The organism is Paenibacillus sp. 102, assembly GCF_039549175.1.
Lineage (GTDB): Bacteria > Bacillota > Bacilli > Bacillales > Bacillaceae_G > Bacillus_A.
Map to the genome: position 1 here is coordinate 337,339 of NZ_JBCGHT010000003.1, position 21,375 is coordinate 358,713.

A 21,375-nucleotide genomic window follows, 5' to 3' on the forward strand; every position below is an offset into this window, starting at 1 on the left:
ATATAAATAGTAGTAATGAAAATGTACGTATGAATGAATAAAAAGAAGGTGGTATTTGCATTATAAAATGACAATTTCATAAGAAAAGGAGACAATGTATGAAATCATTCCGCAAATTGTTACAGTATTTAAAACCATACATGTTCTTCGCTATTATCGGACCACTGTTTATGGTACTTGAGGTTGCGATGGACTTAATTCAGCCGACGATTATGCAACATATTATTGATGTTGGAATCGCGAATCAAGATTTTCAGTATGTAATGAAAATGGGGATTCTTATGATAGGAGCAGCAGCACTTGGACTAATTGGTGGGCTTGGATGTATGATGTATTCTACGAAAGCCGCTGTTAATTTCGCCACGGACATAAGAAAAGACGTCTTTACAAAGATCGAGACGTTTTCTAGTGAAAATCGAGACACGTTTGGAACTGGAAAATTATTAACAATCGTGACAAATGATATTACATCCATCCAAGCGGCCATGACGATGACATTACGTGTTCTTGTCCGCGGCCCATTATTATTTATAGGTAGTATTATTATTGTTTTTGTAACAGCAAAAGATTTATTTTCTATTTTGCTTGTTGTTGTACCTATTCTTTTAGTTGCAATTATTTTCATCGCTGGGAACGCAAGTGGATCTTTTAGAAGAGTACAAGAAGCGTTAGATAAAGTGAATACAAAACTACAAGAAAATTTATCTGGTGTTCGCGTTGTAAAGGCTTATGTAAGACAAAATCATGAAATTTCTCAGTTTGAAAAAGTGAATAAAAACTTAACAGGTATCAATATTCGTGCGGTACAAATCATTTCATTAATGATGCCTATCATTATGCTTGTTGTAAGTGGTGGTATTGTAGCGACGTTATGGATAGGTGGTGTGAAAGTTTTTAACGGTACACTACAAGTTGGAGCGATTTTAGCGTTTATTAACTATTTAAATATTATATTAATGTCACTTATGTCTATCAGTATGGTATTTATTCAAATTGCTCGTGCTTTTCCATCTGCTGATCGTGTACAACAAGTACTAGAAACTAAAGTTGATATTGAAAATGAAAAAAATGCGTATCAGCCAGAGGAGGTAAAGGGAAATGTTGAATTTAAGAATGTAAGTTATAGTTACAGCAAAAATGATGAATATGTTTTAAAAGATATTTCATTTACCGTAAGAAAAGGTGAAAAAATAGGGATAATCGGTCCCACGGGAAGTGGGAAATCTACTTTAGTTAAATTACTACCACGCCTATATGATGTTGATCAAGGAGCGATTTTTGTAGATGGTGTCAATGTCAAAGAGTACGATTTATCTGTGCTTCGTTCTTCAATCGGATTTGTTCCACAAAAGGCATTACTGTTTTCAGGAAGTATTGAAGAAAATATGCGATATGGTAAAGAAGAAGCGACACAAGGCGAAATAGAATCTGCGTCAGAATCAGCTTGTGCGACGGAGTTTGTTCATAAGCTTGAAAATACATATCAGTATAACTTAACACAAGGAGCAACGAACCTTTCTGGTGGACAAAAACAGCGTCTTTCTATCGCGAGAGCGCTTGTTCGGAAACCATCTATCCTTGTGCTAGATGATTCGACATCAGCCGTTGATGCAAAGTCAGAAGGAATTATACAAGAAGCATTGAAAGAAGAACATACAGAAATGACAACATTTTTAATCGCCTCAAAAATATCATCTGTTATAGATGCAGATCAAATTCTCGTTTTAGATCATGGTGAGTTAGTTGGAAGCGGAACACACGAACATTTAATAGAAACATGTGAAGTGTATCAAGATATATATCTTTCCCAAGGTGGTAGTTTACATCAAGAAGGAGGGAAAGAGCATGCGTAATTTTCAAGGACAGTTCGGAAATAAAGGTGGACGTAGCAATTCCAAATCAGGAAAACCAAAAGATACAAAAGGAACTGTAATGAGAATTTGGAACTATATGGGGTACCAAAAAGCAGCTCTTATGTTCGTTATTGTTCTTGTATTTGTTACGACATTACTTGGTTTACTAGGACCATATTATATGGGCGTTATTATTGATGAGTATATCGTACCAAGAGATTTAAATGGGACGGCAAGAATGTGTATGCTGCTCCTTGGAATCTATGGTGTTACAGTATTATTAACGTGGCTACAAACATTTTTAATGATCAATGTTGCATTAAAAACGATACAAAAAATACGGCAAGATATTTTCGAGAAAATTCAAACGCTTTCTCTTCGTTTCTTTGATGTACGTTCACATGGAGACTTAATGAGTCGCGTTACAAATGATATCGATAGTTTAAACCAAGCGTTAACACAAAGCGTCGTTCAAATCATTTCGTCTGCCTTAACATTTATAGGTGTGACGATCGCAATGTTTGCACTCGATTGGATTTTAGCAATTGTGACACTCATTACAGTGCCAATTATGTTTTTCGTAACAAAAAAACTGGTTGCGTATAGTGGTAAAAACTTTGCGAAGCGCCAAAAAGATTTAGGAGAATTGAATGGTTTTATTGAAGAAGCTATTACAGGTGCAGATGTTATTACATTGTATGGAAAAGAAAAAGAAACAGTAAATAAATTTCATGCGATTAATGAACAACTTAGAATCTCTGCCACAAAATCTGATACGTTTTCAGCGTTTATATTTCCAAGTATGAACTTTATTAATAACTTAGGTATGGGGCTTGTAATTTTAGCAGGTGCCATTATGGTTTTAAATGGTATGACAACAGTTGGTGTCATCGCAGCATTCATTAACTACTCTCGTCAATTTTCAAGACCACTTAGTCAGTTTGCAACGCTTATGAATACAATTCAAGCTGCAGTTGCTGGAGGAGAAAGGGTTTTTGAAATTATGGATGAAGTACCAGAAATTCAAAATAAAAAAGACGCGATAGTTGTTACTAATCTAAAAGGAAATGTTTCTTTCGAACATGTATCATTTGGATATGCGAAAGAAAAAGAAATTTTAAAAAATGTAAACTTACATGCGCATCCAGGAGAAACGATTGCACTTGTTGGACCAACAGGATCAGGAAAAACAACAGTCATTAATTTATTAACACGTTTTTATGATATTCATAAAGGCCAAATTAAGATTGATGGAAAAGATGTAAAAGATTATGATATTAGTTCCTTACGGAGCAAAATAGGAGTCGTCTTGCAAGATACATATCTTTTTGCGGGTACAATTATGGAAAATATCCGTTATGGACGACTAGATGCGAGTGATGAAGAAGTTATTACTGCAGCCAAAGCAGCCTCTGCACATTCCTTTATTAAACATTTACCAAAGCAATATGAAACAGAGATTGCTTCAGAAGGATCAAATTTAAGTCAAGGTCAAAAGCAATTGCTTGCAATTGCACGAGCGATTTTAGCAGATGCAGACATTCTAATTCTTGATGAAGCTACATCTAACATTGATACAAGAACAGAACTGCAAATTCAATCTGGATTAAACAATTTGATGAAGGGACGCACAAGTTTTGTGATTGCTCATCGATTAAAAACGATTGAAAAAGCGGATCAGATTCTTGTTATTCAAGATGGAGAAATTATTGAGAGAGGCAATCATGAATCTTTAATTGAAAAACAAGGGTTCTATTACGGTTTGTATACGAGTCAGTTTAAGATTTAACTATAGGTGTTGATGTAATGCGGTTTCTTATATTTGAGAAACCGCGCATTTTTTATTTGTAAACAATTTGCAAACATTCGTTATCCAAACAGCTTTTCAGATAATAGTTTATTGCCTCTTCCTACATATCAGGCAATATATACGAATAGCAACTTAAAGCAATGTTTATATTTTTATGTCCAAGTATTGAAGAGTCCTAGTTGAACGAAATCTCACTTGGGAAAATGGTTGCAGTTTATATTTTTTACTGGGCTTGAAAGGTGTTATTGTTTCATAGGTAGCGTGAAGTTGTATTTTTATAGAACCTTTTGAGAAGGACAAACATATATTATAGTGTAGGACGAGCTAATTGCTTATACCTTATTCAGATGAAGGTTCCCTCTCACATGAGAACACCTACTAACATAGGTGTTCTTTTTTATTACGCAAAAGCCGAATTGGTGAGGGATGATAATCAGCGGGGGATCTTTATCACCCATTGATTAAAGTTTTACTTTATGGGGCAATGATGGAGGATGCGAACCCGGTGGAACCCTATCAGACAGATATGTTGACGAGTGATTGAATGATAGTGGAGTAAAAGAAAAGGTACCATATATTAAGGGTTCATTTTTATGAGTTAGTCTAACAATCACAATCACATTCACCGTACAAATCATTTTGATCGCTACAACAGATACAGAACGTTTTCTGGACAATGGAGTTTTAAGTTTTTCAGTAAACAATATTTATAAGAAATTAACATCTTAAAATTTTATGTAAAGTTTCAAAGGTTACAAGTCTTACCAACCTCATTTTTTGTATTTTTTATATACACCTTTTCCTGAAATTTTCTCAATAAGAACAGGGATATATGACATCACTTCGTTTACACATAAAAGTACTCAAAGAGTTATGAAGAGAGGCGTACTGGAAATATAAATATAATGAAAGGGGTGAGATAATTATGGAAGTAAACACTTTTTTAGGACTTTTTTGGGGATGGACGACGGTTATAGTATCGGGAATCCTTTTTGTTCGTCCATCGGTATTACGTGAACTGAAAAGATTAGTCGTTGAGGACAGGGGATTTGGAATTATGTATGGCTTTTTATCGATTTTTCTAGGATTAGGCACTGTTATCCTACATAATGTGTGGGCACTCAATTGGCAGGGGCTCATCACATTAATTGCATGGCTCGCACTATTAAAGGGCATATACATCATTGGATATCCGGAACCATCCAAGAAAACTAACTTTGAAGTACGAATTCTATCTACGCGTATAGTACTTGCTATCATTGGTGTTTTGGCTTTATGGATGCTTGTTGTAATCTATATAAAGTAATCTGAAAAATCAAAGTAAGGGTATTACTTGATAGAGTCACTTTGTTTTGAGTAAATATTCTTTCAAAATTAATAACTATTTATCGAATTAATAAAAAAGAGCATCTGTTATAGATGCTCTTTTTTGATGTGTATAAATTACACAGTACTAAATAAAGCGAAAACCCTATTTGTTTTTACCGCAATTACATCCTTTTTTCTTTACATACCCTTGGCGATATAAGTCTTGTGATGATTGGTAACTGGAAGATTGTGAAGATGAAGTGCGGATATCTTTATTGCTAGAAGAATCTTTGTTAGAATTGTATTCTTTATTCATGATACCATCACCTCCAGTTTAATATATAAATATTATATGTGAAAACTCTAGTAATTGTTACGATAGTTTAAGGTAATGAAACAAGTTGAAAATATGTGAGGATTCGTACATATAAGATCTTTACAGGAAAAAAAGATATTTACAGAGTAAGTAAATATCTTTTTTAGAATTCATTTTTCAACTTATTCATCGAAGTAAAGTGCAATGTAATTTCTATAGGGTCTAAAGTGAAAGGTACTTAAACTTTGATTTACTAGATAAAGAATAACTTTGCGATTTTCATATATTAATACCCTTCAATAATAGCACCTCCTATTAATACCCCCAATATGAGTGAATATAGGATATAAACGTTGATATATAAGTGTTTGTAATCCTTAATTTAATTCTTTTTAATCCAGCTTTCAATATTATCTTATCTAGATACTTTCTCATTGTACCTCTTTCAATAGGTATTCCATATCGACTGCAATTAATTAAATCTAAATCTTGATAAGCAGAACCGAATCGCATCTTATTCTTGTTAACTGTGATTTTATGTTTTCTCAAAGCTTCTATCGTTGCTTTAGGAATTAGAATAGTTCTTTTTGATGAGTTTGTTTTAGCGTTTGCTTTCAATTTATTATCATGGCCTAATGTTTGATTAACTGTTGCTGTATGTTTATCAAAATCAATATCTTTCCATAGTAAACCTAAAACCTCACCTAAACGAAAACCTGTAGTTATTGCAAGCACATAGCCAATATGATATGGTGAATCTTGTGAATACAATAAAAAATTTTTTGCCTCTTCCTCTGTCCAAATTTGGATAGGGGTTTTTTCTTTTTTAGGTTTTGTAGCGAATTTTGCTGGATTTTCAAGAATAAGTCTTTGTGTAACTGCTCGATTTAAAGCTACACTTAGAACCCGATGAATTAAGAGGATTCGACCATTAGATAAATCATTTGTTAAGTTGTTATAAAAATGTTAGTGGTTTAGCTCCAAGTTTTGATGGAATGCCAAAGGAACTACCTGATATCGTGAAGCGTCGTTTAGAAGGCGAATCATATTTGAAGCTAGCAAATGAGTTAGATATGTCATCTGGTCAAATTATTGAAGTGATTGATGAATATCGCAAACGTGTAGCTCCGTTAGCGTTGAAATGGCACGAATGGAAAGAGAAGCAACCAGAAGCGACAGGCGCAGCCAAAGGTAGAGAAAAAACCATCGGAAGAATTTGAAGTAACAGATGAGGACAAGCCTTTTGATGAAGATTTAGAAGACTAATCTTTTAGAGGAATCACAATAAAACTATCAAAAGAGGAACGTCAGGAAATAACGTATGAAATAGGTGATATGATTGAAGAGAAATGTAGACGGTGTTATTACAACAGAACGGACGATAAGAATTTTTAGTACAGGCATTTGTATGCAATGTCCTACCGGTGAAGAGTTACGCTGGTTGGGTAGGTATTTTGATACAGAACCGAAAGATCGCGGTGGAAAGAGAAAAAAGATTCCTAATGGTCTTACGCCAGAACGTGTTCATGAATTAAATATGCAAGGCATTGCGGATAAAAGAATTAGCATCATGTATGACCGGATTCCTAATTATATCAGCAAGTTGAAGATGAAATGGAAAGAGCAAGGGTTATGGGAAGGACCAACAAATATTTGGAAGCTAAAAAGAAGTGGTGAAAATGCCCGAAATAATACTAAATTTGAATTTTGCACAAAAAACCCCCTAGTTTATTAGGGGATTTTTTGTGATTTCGTAACTTGCACTCCCTGGTGTGACAGGGCAATCTTGAGCATGATAATCACTAGTTAGATTATTAAATGTAAATGTTCCAGTTATCTCATCAGAGGATGAAAAAAATTTAATTATGTATGCCGTATAAGGAGGTACATCTACAGTTATTACTGTTTGTTCTGGCGTTAATCTTTCTTTGGTCATGTTAATCAACTCCAAAATTATTTTATAGTAGTTCAAAGAAAATATATTCAATAAAGAAAATAAAGATGAATAGAAAGGGAAAATGAAAGGAAGTTAAAGAGCAAGGATATTATATGGGATAACCAAAAGAGCAGCTAGCAAAAGCTAACTGCTCGACTCCAAGGAATCTCCCAAAGGGGACGGAGAAAGAAATTTAAATGAAATTTGGCTAACTGCCTATCTGTATAGTTAATTGAATATTCGTTAAATAAATATAAGGATATATTTTTAATAGTTATATTTTAAAACGTGTTTAATTTAGTGTTGATTCCAAAAAAGTTAAATATTAACAAAATATCAAGTTATTAAAAGAGCGGTTACTATGAGAACACCTATAAAGATCTTTGTCCATATATTCTTCATCAATAGACCTCCTTTATGAAGAATATTAACATTTATCGGAAATTTGAACACAATAGTAATTTGGATAGATTTTGAACGAAGGGGAGCATATCATCTATACAGTAATGGTAGGTGCTATACAGAAATGTAGGCAGGATAATTTAAGAATTGTGTCGGAACTATTATTGGGTTTGGAGAACCTTGAAACACATAGGCAAGAGTAGGTATTCCATTATTGGTTGTCCAAATTAATGTAGGACAGGTTAGAACTGATCCAATAAATAAATAAATTAGTTCTTCTACAGTTGTTAAATGAGCGTCAGGGTCTCCCGTAAAACTTTCACAATTGTTACCGCATTAAAATCTAACAACTGATTTTGGGAAGTAATTTGAAATTCATCTATCAGAAACACTTGACCATCTAAATTTGCTCTTATTGCTGTGCATTCAAGTGATTCATTTGGTAATACATTTGGGCAAATAGTTGCGGTGGAATAGAAGAAGTAGGTGGAATAGGACAACTTAGACGTGGATAAGAGCAGCAACAACGTTTATATTTTGGTATACATTTTCTTTTATAGTATTTATTTATTGTGATTACCCTTTCTTTATTGTTTTATATAGGGTATTCAATAATAGAATAAACTGCCTAGGCAACTACTGCTTAGGAAGAGAAGGAACAACCGTGCTGAGAAGTTGTAATAACTGAACAAGCATTTATAAATGTTTTTTGATGTAATACTCAATAAAATAATCTATTGAAAGAATAATTTCGAACGGAGGGGAAGCGTATCATATGAATCAACTGTCATTCTTTGGAGACATCGATGAAAAAGAAATGCGTCGGCTTGTGGTGAAAGAGCTAAAAAATTACAAGGTGCTATGCGTCCGGATGAAGAATCAAGAAGAACAAATGCAAGCAGGGTGCGTGGTTCTTTTTCCAAAAATGAAAGATGATAAGAAGCATGAGATACGGTTTAAGCAGATTGAAAGAACGTTGCAAAATGCACTTGATAATGATCAGCGTCAGATAATTGAGCCAAAATACTTGGGAATGAGAAAGTGAAAGGTTCATATATTTATACCAAATTGATGATGAGACGTGATAATTTTTACGAGAATAAAAAAATTGCTATCCGTTTGATAGCTACTGCTTTAGGTATTATGTAAACAAGGTTTTATTTTAATGAAAATGAAATTATGGCTTTTTGTGCTGTTTGTATAGATTGTGTATGATACGTGGTGTAATCAATCTTACATTTGCTCTGCCTGTGGCAGGGCTTTTGATTCTAGTAGATAAAAAATCAATAACTTGTCTAATCGTTTCTAATCTATCTAGCATATTATGCATTAAATAGATTAATTAGGAAGGGAAGATGAATTTGCATTCTTACTACTGTAAATACTGTGAGCGTTACCAAAAGAAAAATCATAATTGCTGTAAAGAAAGTAATTATGATAAATACGATAAAAAGCACGAAGAAAAAACTTCTGTAAATGTAAATGTAAATTGTTGTTGTGAGGATAAGAAGGAGAAACTAGTAAGAGCGTCCGCTTTTAGGGCTGTGAATACAGTAAATCAAAATCTTCCAGCAAATACTTTTGTTAAGGTACTATTTCAAAATGAACAATTCGATTTAGCGAATGAATACAATCCAAAAACGTCAATTTTTATTCCGAAGACTAGAGGGGTTTATTCTGTTATTGCTAAGATTGGTTTCTTTCCAAACGACACAAACTTGAATTATAGAGCGCGGGTAGAAATTCGTGTGAATGGAAATGCAGCAATTGCAATAGATAATGATTTTTTTGGCCCCATAAACTTCGGTAACGCAGTAAGTGTTTCCACAATAATTCAATTAGAAGCAGGCGACCAAGTTGAGGTATTTGCACAGAGTAGTATTGCTGGAGTTATTAGTAGCGCAGAAGACCGTTCGCATTTTGAAGCTGCAAGATTTCCATCTCCGATTGTATAAAAAAGATAAATGATATGTTATGAACTATATAAAGATAACCTATTTTGCCAGCCCTACCTTATGATAGAGCTTATTTATTCTTTACTCAGTTAAGATGCTTAAATACTTAACTAAACCGACAGCCATCCATTCAGGTCTAGTCAGTCGTGAGCTACACGAGATATCCGGATTCTAGGCTGGATTAAGTTTTTTCTTTCTATGCGTTCGGGCATAATGATATCAGAGAAATATATTTTGGTGAAAGAGGGACAAATGTCTCTCTTTTTATTTTACCAAAGGAGATGGGAACAATGGAGGAACAAATTTTCAATTCAATGATTCAACAAGGAGCATTCGCAGCGTTATTCGTGTGGATGCTTTTTACTACGCAAAAAAAGAATGAATAGCGCGGAGCACAGTATCAAAAGGTCATTGAGAAAAACCAACAAGTCATCGAAGAACAAGCAAAGGCCTTTGGTTCACTATCAAAAGATGTATCAGATATCAAACAAAAAATCCTGGGGAAAGGTGATGTGCAATGAAGAAAACAATGAAACTGTGTACTTCTGTTTTTGCAATGGTACTTATTTTATTTTCGTTTGTTACGAGTGCATTTGCTGATAGAGTTTTACTTATTCCAGATTTACCAAAACAACCATATCGTTATGGTGTTGGTGCATATGAGGGTGTTGTGGCGCATAGTACTGCAACGCCAGAAGCACTAGCTATTAATATCCAAAAATATGAGTCTCGTACATGGCATAATGCATTTGTATATTATGCAGTTGATTGGGACGAAACACTTCAAATCGCGGATACATGTAATATTGCGTATGGTGTAGGTTTAGCAGCAAATAAACGATTCCTTCGACTTTTTCATTCGTGAAAATCTGCTTCCGCTTGCTCATGAGTTTGAATCACGGATTGATTTCGGGCCTGTTCTTCAAATACATTTCGTAACTTTTGATTTAATTGTTTGATTTGGTTTTCAATATCTTGACTCATCTTTTTCCTTCTACCGTTTTGCCTTAGCGTAGGTTGTCACATTAGCGAAAAGTGTTGTGGAGTTCGTTATCCATTCTCTCAAACTCTTTAGCTACCGAATGAATATTATCGACAGCTTGTTGAAAGGCGGCGAAAAATTGTTTCGTCAAATCTAACATTTGTTGATGTGCTTCTTGGGCATGTGAGTTAACAGATAGCGTAGTATGTGTTGACTTTTTAATAGACTTATTTTTCGCACTTTGGATAGTATCCAAAGCATTCCTCATTTGAGTAGTGATTTGTTGTGCCGCTTGAAAATTACTTTGAAATTGTCCCATCGCTTAAATCCTTTCTATATTTTTGTGAACGCATTAAGGAAGGGGAGTGCCTAGTATGTATGCCCATTATCTTATTGTTCTTCATAGGAACACTCCTGGAAAAAATAATGCGGATATAATTATAACAATAAATGGTTAAATTTTCTTCGGAAAAATACAGTTTATGTCATATGTGTTTCTCGTAGTTCTTAACAGGCTGACAAGATAATAGAGGTAAAAAAGGGGGGAGGGAGATTATAATAGAAGAAATATAAAAAAGTGCTAACAAGTTTTCAAACGAACTTGCTAACACATGCATGAAATAGATTTAAAATATCGCTGATATGTCACTGAATATATTGCGTCTAATCAAGTAGTTAATACGAAAAAATAAAGGATAGAATACTAATGTTAGTACCCCCAATATGGATGAAATGGAAACTGTTGTTGGTAGTATGAAGGTGGCTGCTCTGGATAGGTTGAGTTTTGATGTGGTGTATTGTACATAGTATTTCGATTTTGAGTGCAGTTTGCCGGAGGACCAATTACGGTAGTTGATTGAATAGGGGATATTGCTTTCTTCCACTCTTGTTCATCGAGACAATAAGTATGAGACATTACATTTGATGGTGTCAGTCTTAAAATATCCGAACCAAATATAACTTCTGGTGTAGGAGCGTTAAAAATTGCTAATAAATGTGTATTGTCTACAGAGGCGATTTCATAATGCCACCAACCTTGAGGTACGTTGGCAACTTGACCTGGTTTAATAGGAAGATTAAGAATTTGATTTGTAAATGGGTTAAGTAAGGAAACGACAGCTGCTCCTGAAATACAGTAAACCAGTTCAGCAGCATTTTGATGTACATGAGGCTCTACGACATTACCAGTGCTTAGAAAAATATCTAATAAAGATGTATTGTCTAATGTATTTAATTGTTTAATCCCAAGTACATTTATATAATTTTGCTCATCCTTTTTAAAAAAATTACTCGTACTTAGATCATGAGTGAAACGGACAGAGGGAGAAGTGTAATCTATATAAGAAGTCATTTGTTTATCCTGCCTTTCCGTTTTGAAATAGGGTTAAGTATACGGATTAGGATATGAGTCTAGTTATTTTAGTGTGCAGTATTGGTGGTACCTATTCGTATACAATGAATATTTTTTATATAATAGGAATTAGGGCGAATGAATGATGTTTTTTTATGAAAAAGCACAAACTTCATTTACCTTTCAAATATCAAACTATTTTCGTAAATCCATTCATACCTTTGAGTGATGTAACGTTTAAAGAGAAAATGTATATTATTCTTACATCCAAATGATAAAGGAGTGAATGGTTATGTCATATAGTGAAATGATTAGAAAAGAAGTCCTGAGCTGGGAGGGTGTTTCTGAAAAGCCACATCGCTTTGGTGGTATTGAATTAAATTATAAAAAGAAAGAGTTAGGTCATCTTCATGGTGACAAATTAGCTGACCTTCCTTTTCCAAAATCAAAACGGGATGAATTAGTAAATCAAGGATTAGCACGCCCGCATCATGTGTTACCTGAGTCAGGATGGATCAGTTATCACATAAAAAGTGAAGAGGATCTTCCGTTTGTTATTGAACTGTTTCGGATGCAGTATGATAGATTTGTAAAAAATTAGAGAAAAATTGAAGTTGGTACTCCATTTACAAAATAACTAGGTATAAATACCTAGTTATTTTTTTATGACAGAGGAATTCTGCTTATTTTTTGATTCTAAAGTGTAAGAATAAATATGATACGTAAATACTTGAGATAAAAAGAAAAAAATTAGATTTATTACAATTCATGTTTGAATTGTATGTAAAAATTTAGTTAATATATGAAAAAATAGTATATTTACCAGGGGGATGAGTTGTTTATGAAAGAAGATATTAAGATTAGAGATGCAAAAATTAGTGATTTATCTAGTATAGTAGATATATATAATTCAACTATTTCAAGTAGAATGGTAACTGCTGATACAGTACCTGTTACTGTTACGAGCAGGGAACAATGGTTTCATGAACATTCACCTTCTTTTAGACCTCTATGGGTAATAGAATCTCAAGGAGAGATATACGGATGGGTTAGTTTTCAATCCTTTTACGGTCGACCTGCTTATAATGGAACGGCTGAAATAAGTATATACATTCATCAACTGCATAGAGGTAGGGGGATAGGTAAATATATCATACAAAAAGTGTTAGATACCTGTCCGAAGCTCAATATTAAAACATTATTAGCGTTTATATTTGCTCATAATAAAGCTAGTCTTCAGTTATTTTGGTGTTTTGATTTTGAAAAGTGGGCGCATTTGCCTAACGTTGCAGAATTAGATGGAATAGAAAGGGATTTAATCATTCTTGGTAAAAGGATTTCTTGATATTTTAGTGAAGTATTATAAAAGTAGTGTAACAAGTTCAGTAAAAACGAGAAATGATATTTTTATATAAAAATGAATAATCTGTAGTCGAATTTTAAAATAAACAAGTTAATTAATCTAGCTTGTTTATTTTAGTTTAATATCATGCAATATTTTCATGCAAACGATTGCGTTTTTGTTTATAATGAAAACGGATACATAAATATTTTGCAAATTTAAAAAAGGGAAAAGGAGAAAAGAGATGAAAAAACAGTTTCAATATTATTGTATTGTCATTTTATCTGTCTTGATGTTATTTGTAGCTCTATTAATTCCACAAACAAGTTTTGCGGCTGTAAATGGAAAAGGAATGAATCCGGATTACAAAGCTTACTTAATGGCGCCATTAAAAAAGATTCCGGAAGTAACAAATTGGGAGACATTTGAAAATGATTTAAGGTGGGCAAAACAAAATGGTTTTTATGCTATTACTGTTGATTTTTGGTGGGGAGATATGGAAAAGAAGGGGGATCAGCAATTTGATTTTTCATACGCACAGCGTTTTGCTCAATCGGTAAGAAATGCAGGTATGAAAATGATTCCTATTATTTCTACACATCAGTGTGGTGGAAATGTTGGAGATGATTGTAATACACCAATTCCTTCATGGGTATGGAATCAAAAAAATGATGATAGTCTTTACTTTAAATCTGAAATCGGAACCGTTAATAAAGAAACATTGAATCCACTTGCTTCAGATGTAATTCAAAAGGAATATGGTGAACTATATACAGCATTCGCAGCAGCTATGAAACCCTATAAAGATGTAATCGCAAAGATATATTTATCTGGGGGACCAGCAGGAGAGCTAAGATATCCTTCTTACACATCTGCTGATGGAAGCGGTTATCCATCACGTGGAAAGTTTCAAGCGTATACAGAATTTGCAAAATCAAAATTCCGTTCCTGGGTATTAAGTAAATATAATTCCTTAAATGAAGTGAACGAAGCGTGGAGTACGAAACTTACTTCTGTTTTAGAAATTTTACCACCAAATGAGGGGGAACTGTTTCTAAAGAATGGATATAATTCTTCATATGGAAAAGATTATTTAGAATGGTATCAAGGGGTTTTAGAAAGTCATACAAAATTAATTGGTGAATTGGCACACAATGCTTTTGATCCAAGTTTTCAAGTACCAATCGGCGCAAAGATTGCAGGAGTACATTGGCAATATAATAATCCAGTTATACCTCACGGAGCAGAAAGGCCAGCAGGCTATAATAATTATAGCCATTTACTCGATGCTTTCAAAAGCGCAAAGTTAGATGTAACATTTACTTGTCTAGAAATGATAGACAAAGGTAGTTATCCAGAATATTCAATGCCTAGAACATTAGTACAAGATATTGCAACATTAGCTAATCAAAAGGGAATTGTACTAAATGGTGAAAATGCTTTAAGTATAGGAAATGAGGCTGAGTATAACAGAGTTGCAGAAATGACCTTTAATTATAATTTCTCTGGATTTACGTTACTTCGTTATCAAGATGTAATGTACAACAATTCATTAATGGGGAGATTTAAGGATTTATTAGGTGTGACCCCTGTTATGCAAACGATTGTAGTAAAAAATACTCCTACAACAATAGGAGATACTGTTTATATTATTGGGAATCGTGCGGAATTAGGAAGTTGGGACACGAAACAATATCCAATTCAATTATATTATGATTCTCATAATAATGATTGGCGAGGAAATGTTGTATTGCCAGCTAAAAGAAATATAGAATTTAAAGCATTTATTAAAAGTAAAGATGGAACGATTAAATCATGGCAAACTACACAACAAAGTTGGACTCCAGTACCAATAAATTCTACTGAGTATATAAGTTACTGGTAATTATATTATGTTAACTGAAATCCCTCTAAAATGATATGGAGGGATTTTTAATTTTGTTTATAAAAATGCTTTTCAAAAATGTCACATCTTTTTCTTTTCATTCGTCTTGTGTGTAGAACAACAAGGAGGGATTGATATGAAAAAGTTTGATGTAGCAATTGTAGGCGGGGGCCTTGCTGGATTAACAGCTTCGATTTATTTAGCTAGAGAAGGGAAAAAAGTAGTTGTATTAGAAAAATCAAGTCGTTTTGGCGGAAGAGCAATAACTACGAATAGAAACGGCGTTCTTATGAATCTCGGGGCACACGCCTTATATCGCGGAGGAGAAGCGATATCAACTTTTGAGGAACTGGGGATCCAGATTCCAGGAGGCATACCTTCAACTAGTGCGCATGGTATATGGAAAAATGATGTATATGCAGTGCCGACAGATTTTCGGTCAATCTTATCTACACCATTACTTTCATGGCCAGCTAAAATACAATTTTCTCATTTGATGTTAAAGCTAGGAAAATTAGATTTGCATACAGTTCCTAAAATGAGTCTCAGTGTATGGGCAGAAAAAGAAATTAAAGATCCCATGGTAAGAAATATGTTTTATGCATTATGCCGAACAACAACCTACACATATGCTCCGACAATACAGCTAGCATCTTCCGTATTAAAACAAATACAACGATCAATGAAAGAAGGAGTTCTTTATGTAGATGGTGGCTGGGAGACAATTATAACAAAACTAAGAGATGAAGCTATGAATGCTGGAGTCCAATTTATGACTAATAAAAATGTAGTTGAAATTGAACACTGTGATTATATTCAAAGAATACGCTGTTCTGGTGACGAAATATTTGAAGTCCCTACAGTTGTCATTACTATACCACCAAAAGAGGCTTGTAAAATTGTAAAGGGTGCAAAAGATACTGCGCTGCATATATGGAAAGAACAGTCAGTGCCAGTAACAGTTGCTTCGTTAGATCTTGGTTTAAAAAATTTGCCTAATCTATCGCATCAATTTGCTTTAGGTTTAGACCAACCTGTATTTTTTACGAATCAATCGCGATCTGCTAAGTTAAGTGATGATGGAACAATAGTGGTAGGATTGATAAAATACCATAATCCTACATTACAAGTTAGTAACTATAATGAAGATAAAATTATGTTAGAACATATAATGGATTTATTACACCCGAATTGGCAACAGGAATTAGTTGTAAAACAATATTTGCCTAAAATAACAGTTGTTTATGATTTTCCGCATATTGGTCGTATAGAAAATCCAGGTCCTATTATTCCTGAAATGCCAGGAGTATACGTTGCAGGAGATTGGGCTGGCCAGGATGAATTATTAGCTGACGCTGCGGTTTCTAGTGGTAAACAAGCAGCACTACAAATTTTAGAACGAGGTAAAGTCACAAATTGAAAGAGGGTTATGTGATGTGGAAACGGAACAATTGTATCAAGCATATAAACCTTTATTATTTTCTTTAGCCTACCGTATGCTCGGGAGTGTTATGGATGCGGAAGATATTGTTCATGATGCATTTCTTTCATTAAGTCAAACAGAAGAATTAGGTCCTGTCGATAATATAAAAGCGTATTTATGCAAGATGGTTACAAATCGTTCAATCGATAAATTGCGTTCAGCAACTCACAAGCGAAACATTTATGTTGGCACCTGGTTACCGGAACCACTTGTTGAAGAAAGTGATGACCCCTCAATGACATATATAATGAAAGAGTCTATGTCTACAGCATATCTTTTATTATTGGAACAGTTATCTGAAGTTGAACGGGCTGTATTTATATTACGAGAAGTTTTTGGTTACGATTATGATGAAATAGCATTAATTGTTGAAAAAAGTAGCGTGAATTGTCGTCAAATTTTTCACAGGGCTAGAAAGAGTATAGTAGATAAACCGAAAGCTTCAAAGTTAAGTACGAAGCAGGTGGCCACATATGTAGAACAGTTCGTTACTTCGATACAACGAGGAGACGTTCAGGCTATGCTAGAAATCTTAAAAACTGATGCGGTATTCAAATCAGATGGTGGAGGAAAGGTTACAACGGCTCTTAAACCAATTCACACTTCTGAAAGAATCATACGCTTATTCTTAGGAATTACTAAGAAGTTGCCAGAAGAACATTCCATTGCAATTCGAATGGTAAATGGTACACCAGGAATTATTGTAAATGTAAATAATCGCGCTACGTATGTACTTTCGTTTGAGTTTAAAGAAGAGAAAATAGCATCTATTTACATGATGGTGAATCCAGAAAAGCTTATTCATTTAAATCGAAATGTATAAGCTGAAAAGACGCATTTCAACAGAAATGCGTCTTCAATTTAAGAACATGTAATTTATTTCTCTAACATTTCAAGAGGAACATCTTTTTCACCTAATACCTCGAATTTGATTTCTCCGTCCTCTTCATAAATACGTTTAATAATCGGTATAGTTATCATTTGCTTTTTATGCTGCTTACGTTTTCTAGCAGCTTCTAAATTAATCACGTTCATGTTTAAAGCATCCTTTCTTACTTACAGTTATAAACAAAAGAAAATGCGTCCCAAAAGGGCGCTTCTTTAATTTGAAATACCGATTAAAATGATTTTATAATTGCGTTTTGATTGTAAAATAATGTGAATGGAATGATTGCACGTAGAAATTAACTTTACCAAAAAACAAAACAATATGCTACCAAAAAATTCAATTCTTTGTCTTATAACAGGAAAAACTTATTCATTTAGCATATAATGAAAGGTAGACAAACATAATCAAGTTTCTCATCAATTTTGATCATTTATTAAATTTGCTTGGAAAGGCGATGAATAAAATGCATCATATAGAATCATTGTTGCTAGAACTTGAAAAATACGGAAAAGAATATGATCGGACAAAAGAAAAGCGAGAAGAAAGATTAAGAAATATTTCTCGAGAAATGGGACAGTTTTTATCCATTTTAGTGAAAGGATGTAGCGCTCAAAGGATATTAGAAATTGGGACATCGAATGGATACTCCACAATATGGCTTGCAAATGCTGTGCAAGAAACAAAAGGAATCGTTACAACCGTGGAACTTTCTTCGGAACGTGTTGCAGAGGCGCTTGTGAATTTTGAAAAAGCAAGTCTTAGACGTCGTATTGATATTCATAACCAGGAAGCTGGTGCATTTTTAGATGCACAAGTGAATCGCTCATTTGACTTTATTTTCTTAGATTCAGAGCGTACGCAATACATGTGGTGGTGGGAAAATATAAAACGAATATTAGAGCCTAAAGGATTTCTAGTAATTGACAATGCAATTTCACATACAGAAGAGTTAGCGGAATTTATTCAGATGATTGAAGAAGACGAGATATTTGAAACTGTGTTACTAGCTTTTCAAAAAGGAGCGTTTGTAGCAAGAAAAAAATGAAGAGATACAGTCATACTCAACAAGGAGATTTAATAAAAAATGCGTATACATTCTTATTTCTATGAACAGGCGCAAAAATATCCTAATCGCGTTGCGCTTTCGGAACAACATAAAAGATGGACTTACAAAGAATTGGCGGAATATGTTTCAAATCGCGCATCAGCTCTTATGCAAGACGGAGCGATACCAGGACATATTTTTATTATCAAGTTAGAAAATTGTATGGAATGGATTCAAGATGCACTTGCGGTTTCAAAAATTGGTGGAATTATAATGCCGGTTCATCCAGACGTTACAGAAATTGAATGGCAAACAATTATAAGTAGTGCGGAGCCTAATTGGATTATCACATCCAAAGAGACTTTATGTCAAACAATTGAGCCTAATACTATCCCATTCCCTTTTAGACATGTGAGTAGGAAGGATGAGTTATACTTCTTTGGTTATACTTCAGGTTCAACAGGTACACCGAAAGGGTTTGTTAAAAGTCATCAATCATGGACTTGTAGTTTTGAAGGGTGGAGTAAGGCATTTTCACTAATTGAAAGCGATCGTGTAGTAGTTCCGTTACATTTATCTTATTCAGCCCAGCTATATCCGGCACTTCAGGCATTAGCTATAGGAGCTGAGATTGTTTTATTATCTAAGTTCACCCCAGAAACCTTTTTAAAAGCGAAAGGATCGTGTGCTTCTATCACACCGGCTTTAATTGAACCTTTAATTCGTCATGCAAAGCAAAAACGAAGTGTGCAGGAAATGATTCCGAGGTGTATGATTTCAGTTGGGACAAAATTATCGCCTATACAAAGACAAAAATTTGAGGAATGTTTTCCTAAATCATTTTTGTATGAATATTACGGATCATCAGAAATGGGCTATGCCTCACTGTTAACACCAGAAGATGCAAGAACTGCACCTGAAACAGTAGGAATATCATTCCCAGATGTAGAGATTGCCTTTTTTAATGAGAAAAAAGAACGAGTAGTAACTAATAAAGAAAACTTTGGGAAATTATTTGTTCGATCCGGTCAGGCTTTTGAAGGATATATTGAAAATGAAAAGCAAACAAAAGCTACTTTCATAGAAGATTGGGTAACATCACATGATATTGGTTTCCAAAGAGAAGATGGGAAAATTGTTTTAGTAGGTAGAGACCGAGACATTATAAAAGCTGCTGGAAGCTTTGTGTACGCTGGTGAAATAGAGGATGTATTACTTGGAATCACCGGGGTTACAGAAGCAGTAGTGTTTTCGGAAAAAGATGAGAATCGTGGAGAAATTATACGGGCTGTTATTGTAAAGGAATGTTCTCGAGAATTAGTCAATATTCAAAAAGAGTGCCGTCAAAAATTAATATCGTATAAGCAACCAAGAAATTGGACTGTACTATCTCATTTACCCAAGAAGCCGAATGGGAAGGTAGATAAAATGAAATTGAGGGCTGAATTGTTAAGCGATAAACTGTGTAACATGTGAAGAATCCGCCTTCAGCACGTAGCCTTCTAGGTCTTAAGTCTGAGGAAAATAATGAACGAAACAGGTATACTTATGGTAAGAAACAGGGAATGACTGCATAAGCGGGGATTCATTGTTCGATTATTTTGAATAGGATACTTTAACTAGAAAATACATGGGGTATCAAATATAGTGCAAATAAATTCGCACATATAAATAAAGGAGCGATTTTGTTGACTGAATTAGAGAAAAAAGAATCTGTATCAGTAGTGAAAGATAATGTAGAAGTGGTTGTTGATACAGTTATTAAAGATGAAGAACTTGTTGAACTGAATAAAGAAGCTGATTTATATGTACAAAAATTAAATAGTGAACAAAATACAGATCTTTCAAAAGTATTATCACAGCTTGGAGATTTAGGAGATAAAGAACAGCAAGCAGCCGGACAAACTTTATCAGCACTAAAACGTCCTGTGACTGCGATGATGAGTGGGAAGAATGAAGAGATTCCAAATACATTGTTAGAATTGCGTAAAGTCGTATCAGAACTCGATCCTAATTCATTAAAAGCGTCGGGTATGAAGAAATTTATGTTTAAAGTTTTTAAGAAAAATCCACTTGAAACATATGTTCATAAATATCAATCCATAGATAAACAAATTGAAGAAATTATAAGATCATTACTTATTGGGCGTGACAATCTCCAAGAAGATACGGTTGGCTTAGAGATGCTGAAAGAGCAATCACACGATAAAATTCATGCTCTTGATAAACAAGTGTATCTAGGGCGAAAGCTGGCTGGGATGCTTGAGGCTGAAAAACAAAACCCAGATCGTCAAAGGGATATTCCATTAATCAATGATGCGTTAGAAAAAATCCTTGTACGTACGCGTAACATGCAGCAAGCAAAAAGTGTATTACTGCAATCTATCGCATCTGTAGACATCATTAAGAAAAATAATGAAAAGTTAACAGAAGCAATTCGTAACGCAATTACAATGACGCAAAATGTTGTTACTGTTTCCGCAGCGATTCAGCTCGCATTAACAAATCAACGGAAAACGATTGATGCAGTTAACGCGACCAATGAAGCAATTGAATCGATGGTATTAAGTAATTCACAGGCTTTAAAACAAAACACAGAAGAAACGACGCAGCTGCTTGAAAATCCAGCAATCAGCATGGATAAATTGCGTGAATCATTCCAAAATGTATTTGCGGCGATTGAAGCATCTGAGAGATCGTCAGAGCGCATTATTGAATCTAGTAAGAAGTTTGTTATTGAACTTGACACATTTAATGATGAAATGAAGCAGAAGCTCATTCAGCGTCCAAAGAAATAAAAGTGCATTAGAGGAGGTGA

Annotated in this window: 21 protein-coding genes and 3 pseudogenes; 17 read left to right on the top strand and 7 right to left on the bottom strand. The window is 34.1% G+C overall.

The window, feature by feature from the left end; all coding sequences use genetic code 11:
* The first annotated feature begins 98 nt into the window (after positions 1–98).
* From AAIE21_RS10875 to AAIE21_RS10885, 3 genes are all read left to right on the top strand, one after another.
* Entirely contained in the window at positions 99–1,853 is a 1,755-nt protein-coding gene (locus tag AAIE21_RS10875) for an ABC transporter ATP-binding protein (RefSeq protein WP_343266780.1), read from the top strand.
* Positions 1,846–3,642 carry an ABC transporter ATP-binding protein gene (locus AAIE21_RS10880; protein ID WP_343266781.1) on the top strand — a complete coding sequence of 599 codons (1,797 nt, stop codon included), beginning with the start codon at positions 1,846–1,848 and terminating at the stop codon, positions 3,640–3,642. The genes AAIE21_RS10875 and AAIE21_RS10880 overlap by 8 nt, the downstream gene beginning before the upstream one ends.
* A 946-nt stretch (positions 3,643–4,588) precedes the next feature.
* Positions 4,589–4,969 carry a hypothetical protein gene (locus AAIE21_RS10885; protein ID WP_343266782.1) on the top strand — a complete coding sequence of 127 codons (381 nt, stop codon included), beginning with the start codon at positions 4,589–4,591 and terminating at the stop codon, positions 4,967–4,969.
* Between the two features lie 165 nt (positions 4,970–5,134).
* Here AAIE21_RS10885 and AAIE21_RS10890 read toward each other — a convergent pair whose 3' ends face one another.
* Together AAIE21_RS10890 and AAIE21_RS10895 are read right to left on the bottom strand one after the other, a co-directional pair.
* Complete coding sequence (locus tag AAIE21_RS10890; RefSeq protein ID WP_343266783.1) at positions 5,135–5,287, bottom strand: hypothetical protein; 153 nt, start codon at positions 5,285–5,287, stop codon at positions 5,135–5,137.
* A 315-nt stretch (positions 5,288–5,602) separates the two neighbouring features.
* Positions 5,603–6,058 carry a tyrosine-type recombinase/integrase gene (locus AAIE21_RS10895; RefSeq protein ID WP_343266784.1) on the bottom strand — a complete coding sequence of 152 codons (456 nt, stop codon included), beginning with the start codon at positions 6,056–6,058 and terminating at the stop codon, positions 5,603–5,605.
* Positions 6,059–6,231: 173 nt separating this feature from the next.
* On the opposite strand from AAIE21_RS10895, the gene AAIE21_RS10900 reads away from it, so the two are divergent.
* Positions 6,232–6,507 (top strand): hypothetical protein, encoded by a 276-nt coding sequence (locus AAIE21_RS10900; protein WP_343266785.1) that lies wholly within the window; start codon positions 6,232–6,234, stop codon positions 6,505–6,507.
* Positions 6,508–6,626: 119 nt separating this feature from the next.
* Complete coding sequence (locus tag AAIE21_RS10905; RefSeq protein ID WP_481858669.1) at positions 6,627–7,022, top strand: hypothetical protein; 396 nt, start codon at positions 6,627–6,629, stop codon at positions 7,020–7,022.
* Here AAIE21_RS10905 and AAIE21_RS10910 read toward each other — a convergent pair.
* Entirely contained in the window at positions 7,011–7,223 is a 213-nt protein-coding gene (locus AAIE21_RS10910) for a hypothetical protein (protein WP_343266786.1), read from the bottom strand. The two genes, AAIE21_RS10905 and AAIE21_RS10910, sit on opposite strands and share 12 nt — an antisense overlap.
* Before the next feature lie 1,177 nt (positions 7,224–8,400).
* Between AAIE21_RS10910 and AAIE21_RS10915 the strand changes: the two genes are divergently transcribed.
* The 4 genes and pseudogenes from AAIE21_RS10915 to AAIE21_RS10930 form a co-directional block, all read left to right on the top strand.
* Positions 8,401–8,670, top strand: coding sequence for an ArpU family transcriptional regulator (locus AAIE21_RS10915; protein WP_343266787.1), 270 nt, complete (start codon positions 8,401–8,403; stop codon positions 8,668–8,670).
* A 310-nt stretch (positions 8,671–8,980) separates the two neighbouring features.
* Entirely contained in the window at positions 8,981–9,580 is a 600-nt protein-coding gene (locus AAIE21_RS10920) for a C1q-like domain-containing protein (protein ID WP_343266788.1), read from the top strand.
* Positions 9,581–9,870: 290 nt separating this feature from the next.
* Positions 9,871–10,101: pseudogene (locus AAIE21_RS10925) on the top strand (BhlA/UviB family holin-like peptide).
* Positions 10,098–10,433 (top strand): annotated as a pseudogene (locus AAIE21_RS10930) (N-acetylmuramoyl-L-alanine amidase); the annotation flags it as partial. The pseudogenes AAIE21_RS10925 and AAIE21_RS10930, both read left to right, overlap by 4 nt.
* A 5-nt stretch (positions 10,434–10,438) precedes the next feature.
* Here AAIE21_RS10930 and AAIE21_RS10935 read toward each other — a convergent pair.
* The 3 genes and pseudogenes from AAIE21_RS10935 to AAIE21_RS10945 all read right to left on the bottom strand — a co-directional run.
* Positions 10,439–10,564: pseudogene (locus tag AAIE21_RS10935) on the bottom strand (DUF3958 family protein); the annotation flags it as partial.
* A 41-nt stretch (positions 10,565–10,605) separates the two neighbouring features.
* Positions 10,606–10,881, bottom strand: a complete 276-nt coding sequence (locus AAIE21_RS10940) for a TIGR04197 family type VII secretion effector (protein WP_343266789.1) — start codon at positions 10,879–10,881, stop codon at positions 10,606–10,608.
* A 390-nt stretch (positions 10,882–11,271) separates the two neighbouring features.
* Complete coding sequence (locus AAIE21_RS10945) at positions 11,272–11,913, bottom strand: cupin domain-containing protein (RefSeq protein WP_343266790.1); 642 nt, start codon at positions 11,911–11,913, stop codon at positions 11,272–11,274.
* A gap of 292 nt (positions 11,914–12,205) precedes the next feature.
* Here AAIE21_RS10945 and AAIE21_RS10950 point away from each other — a divergent pair, with 292 nt between their 5' ends.
* The 5 genes from AAIE21_RS10950 (at position 12,206) to AAIE21_RS10970 (ending at position 17,446) form a co-directional block, all read left to right on the top strand.
* Positions 12,206–12,514 (top strand): luciferase domain-containing protein, encoded by a 309-nt coding sequence (locus AAIE21_RS10950; RefSeq protein WP_343266791.1) that lies wholly within the window; start codon positions 12,206–12,208, stop codon positions 12,512–12,514.
* Between the two features lie 240 nt (positions 12,515–12,754).
* Positions 12,755–13,258: a GNAT family N-acetyltransferase gene (locus tag AAIE21_RS10955; protein WP_343266792.1), complete on the top strand. Its 504-nt coding sequence runs from the start codon at positions 12,755–12,757 to the stop codon at positions 13,256–13,258.
* Between the two features lie 241 nt (positions 13,259–13,499).
* Entirely contained in the window at positions 13,500–15,140 is a 1,641-nt protein-coding gene (locus AAIE21_RS10960) for a family 14 glycosylhydrolase (RefSeq protein WP_343266793.1), read from the top strand.
* Between the two features lie 136 nt (positions 15,141–15,276).
* Entirely contained in the window at positions 15,277–16,560 is a 1,284-nt protein-coding gene (locus tag AAIE21_RS10965) for a phytoene desaturase family protein (RefSeq protein WP_343266794.1), read from the top strand.
* 16 nt (positions 16,561–16,576) lie between these two features.
* Positions 16,577–17,446: a sigma-70 family RNA polymerase sigma factor gene (locus tag AAIE21_RS10970; RefSeq protein WP_343266795.1), complete on the top strand. Its 870-nt coding sequence runs from the start codon at positions 16,577–16,579 to the stop codon at positions 17,444–17,446.
* A gap of 53 nt (positions 17,447–17,499) precedes the next feature.
* On the opposite strand, the gene AAIE21_RS10975 is transcribed toward AAIE21_RS10970, so the two are convergent.
* Positions 17,500–17,658 carry a hypothetical protein gene (locus tag AAIE21_RS10975; protein ID WP_098492135.1) on the bottom strand — a complete coding sequence of 53 codons (159 nt, stop codon included), beginning with the start codon at positions 17,656–17,658 and terminating at the stop codon, positions 17,500–17,502.
* A gap of 317 nt (positions 17,659–17,975) precedes the next feature.
* Here AAIE21_RS10975 and AAIE21_RS10980 point away from each other — a divergent pair, with 317 nt between their 5' ends.
* From AAIE21_RS10980 to AAIE21_RS10990, 3 genes are all read left to right on the top strand, one after another.
* Complete coding sequence (locus AAIE21_RS10980) at positions 17,976–18,557, top strand: O-methyltransferase (protein ID WP_343266796.1); 582 nt, start codon at positions 17,976–17,978, stop codon at positions 18,555–18,557.
* 39 nt (positions 18,558–18,596) lie between these two features.
* Positions 18,597–20,033 carry a class I adenylate-forming enzyme family protein gene (locus AAIE21_RS10985; RefSeq protein WP_343266797.1) on the top strand — a complete coding sequence of 479 codons (1,437 nt, stop codon included), beginning with the start codon at positions 18,597–18,599 and terminating at the stop codon, positions 20,031–20,033.
* Positions 20,034–20,245: 212 nt separating this feature from the next.
* Complete coding sequence (locus AAIE21_RS10990; RefSeq protein WP_343266798.1) at positions 20,246–21,355, top strand: toxic anion resistance protein; 1,110 nt, start codon at positions 20,246–20,248, stop codon at positions 21,353–21,355.
* Positions 21,356–21,375: the final 20 nt, after the last annotated feature.

What these genes read in the sequence shown, in the direction of transcription:
- AAIE21_RS10875 (WP_343266780.1), top strand. Translation starts at nt 99, where the DNA reads ATGAAATCATTCCGCAAATTGTTACAGTATTTAAAACCATACATGTTC.
- AAIE21_RS10880 (WP_343266781.1), top strand. Translation starts at nt 1,846, where the DNA reads ATGCGTAATTTTCAAGGACAGTTCGGAAATAAAGGTGGACGTAGCAAT.
- AAIE21_RS10885 (WP_343266782.1), top strand. Translation starts at nt 4,589, where the DNA reads ATGGAAGTAAACACTTTTTTAGGACTTTTTTGGGGATGGACGACGGTT.
- AAIE21_RS10890 (WP_343266783.1), bottom strand. Translation starts at nt 5,287, where the DNA reads ATGAATAAAGAATACAATTCTAACAAAGATTCTTCTAGCAATAAAGAT.
- AAIE21_RS10910 (WP_343266786.1), bottom strand. Translation starts at nt 7,223, where the DNA reads ATGACCAAAGAAAGATTAACGCCAGAACAAACAGTAATAACTGTAGAT.
- AAIE21_RS10915 (WP_343266787.1), top strand. Translation starts at nt 8,401, where the DNA reads ATGAATCAACTGTCATTCTTTGGAGACATCGATGAAAAAGAAATGCGT.
- AAIE21_RS10920 (WP_343266788.1), top strand. Translation starts at nt 8,981, where the DNA reads ATGAATTTGCATTCTTACTACTGTAAATACTGTGAGCGTTACCAAAAG.
- AAIE21_RS10940 (WP_343266789.1), bottom strand. Translation starts at nt 10,881, where the DNA reads ATGGGACAATTTCAAAGTAATTTTCAAGCGGCACAACAAATCACTACT.
- AAIE21_RS10945 (WP_343266790.1), bottom strand. Translation starts at nt 11,913, where the DNA reads ATGACTTCTTATATAGATTACACTTCTCCCTCTGTCCGTTTCACTCAT.
- AAIE21_RS10950 (WP_343266791.1), top strand. Translation starts at nt 12,206, where the DNA reads ATGTCATATAGTGAAATGATTAGAAAAGAAGTCCTGAGCTGGGAGGGT.
- AAIE21_RS10955 (WP_343266792.1), top strand. Translation starts at nt 12,755, where the DNA reads ATGAAAGAAGATATTAAGATTAGAGATGCAAAAATTAGTGATTTATCT.
- AAIE21_RS10960 (WP_343266793.1), top strand. Translation starts at nt 13,500, where the DNA reads ATGAAAAAACAGTTTCAATATTATTGTATTGTCATTTTATCTGTCTTG.
- AAIE21_RS10965 (WP_343266794.1), top strand. Translation starts at nt 15,277, where the DNA reads ATGAAAAAGTTTGATGTAGCAATTGTAGGCGGGGGCCTTGCTGGATTA.
- AAIE21_RS10975 (WP_098492135.1), bottom strand. Translation starts at nt 17,658, where the DNA reads ATGAACGTGATTAATTTAGAAGCTGCTAGAAAACGTAAGCAGCATAAA.
- AAIE21_RS10980 (WP_343266796.1), top strand. Translation starts at nt 17,976, where the DNA reads ATGCATCATATAGAATCATTGTTGCTAGAACTTGAAAAATACGGAAAA.
- AAIE21_RS10985 (WP_343266797.1), top strand. Translation starts at nt 18,597, where the DNA reads ATGCGTATACATTCTTATTTCTATGAACAGGCGCAAAAATATCCTAAT.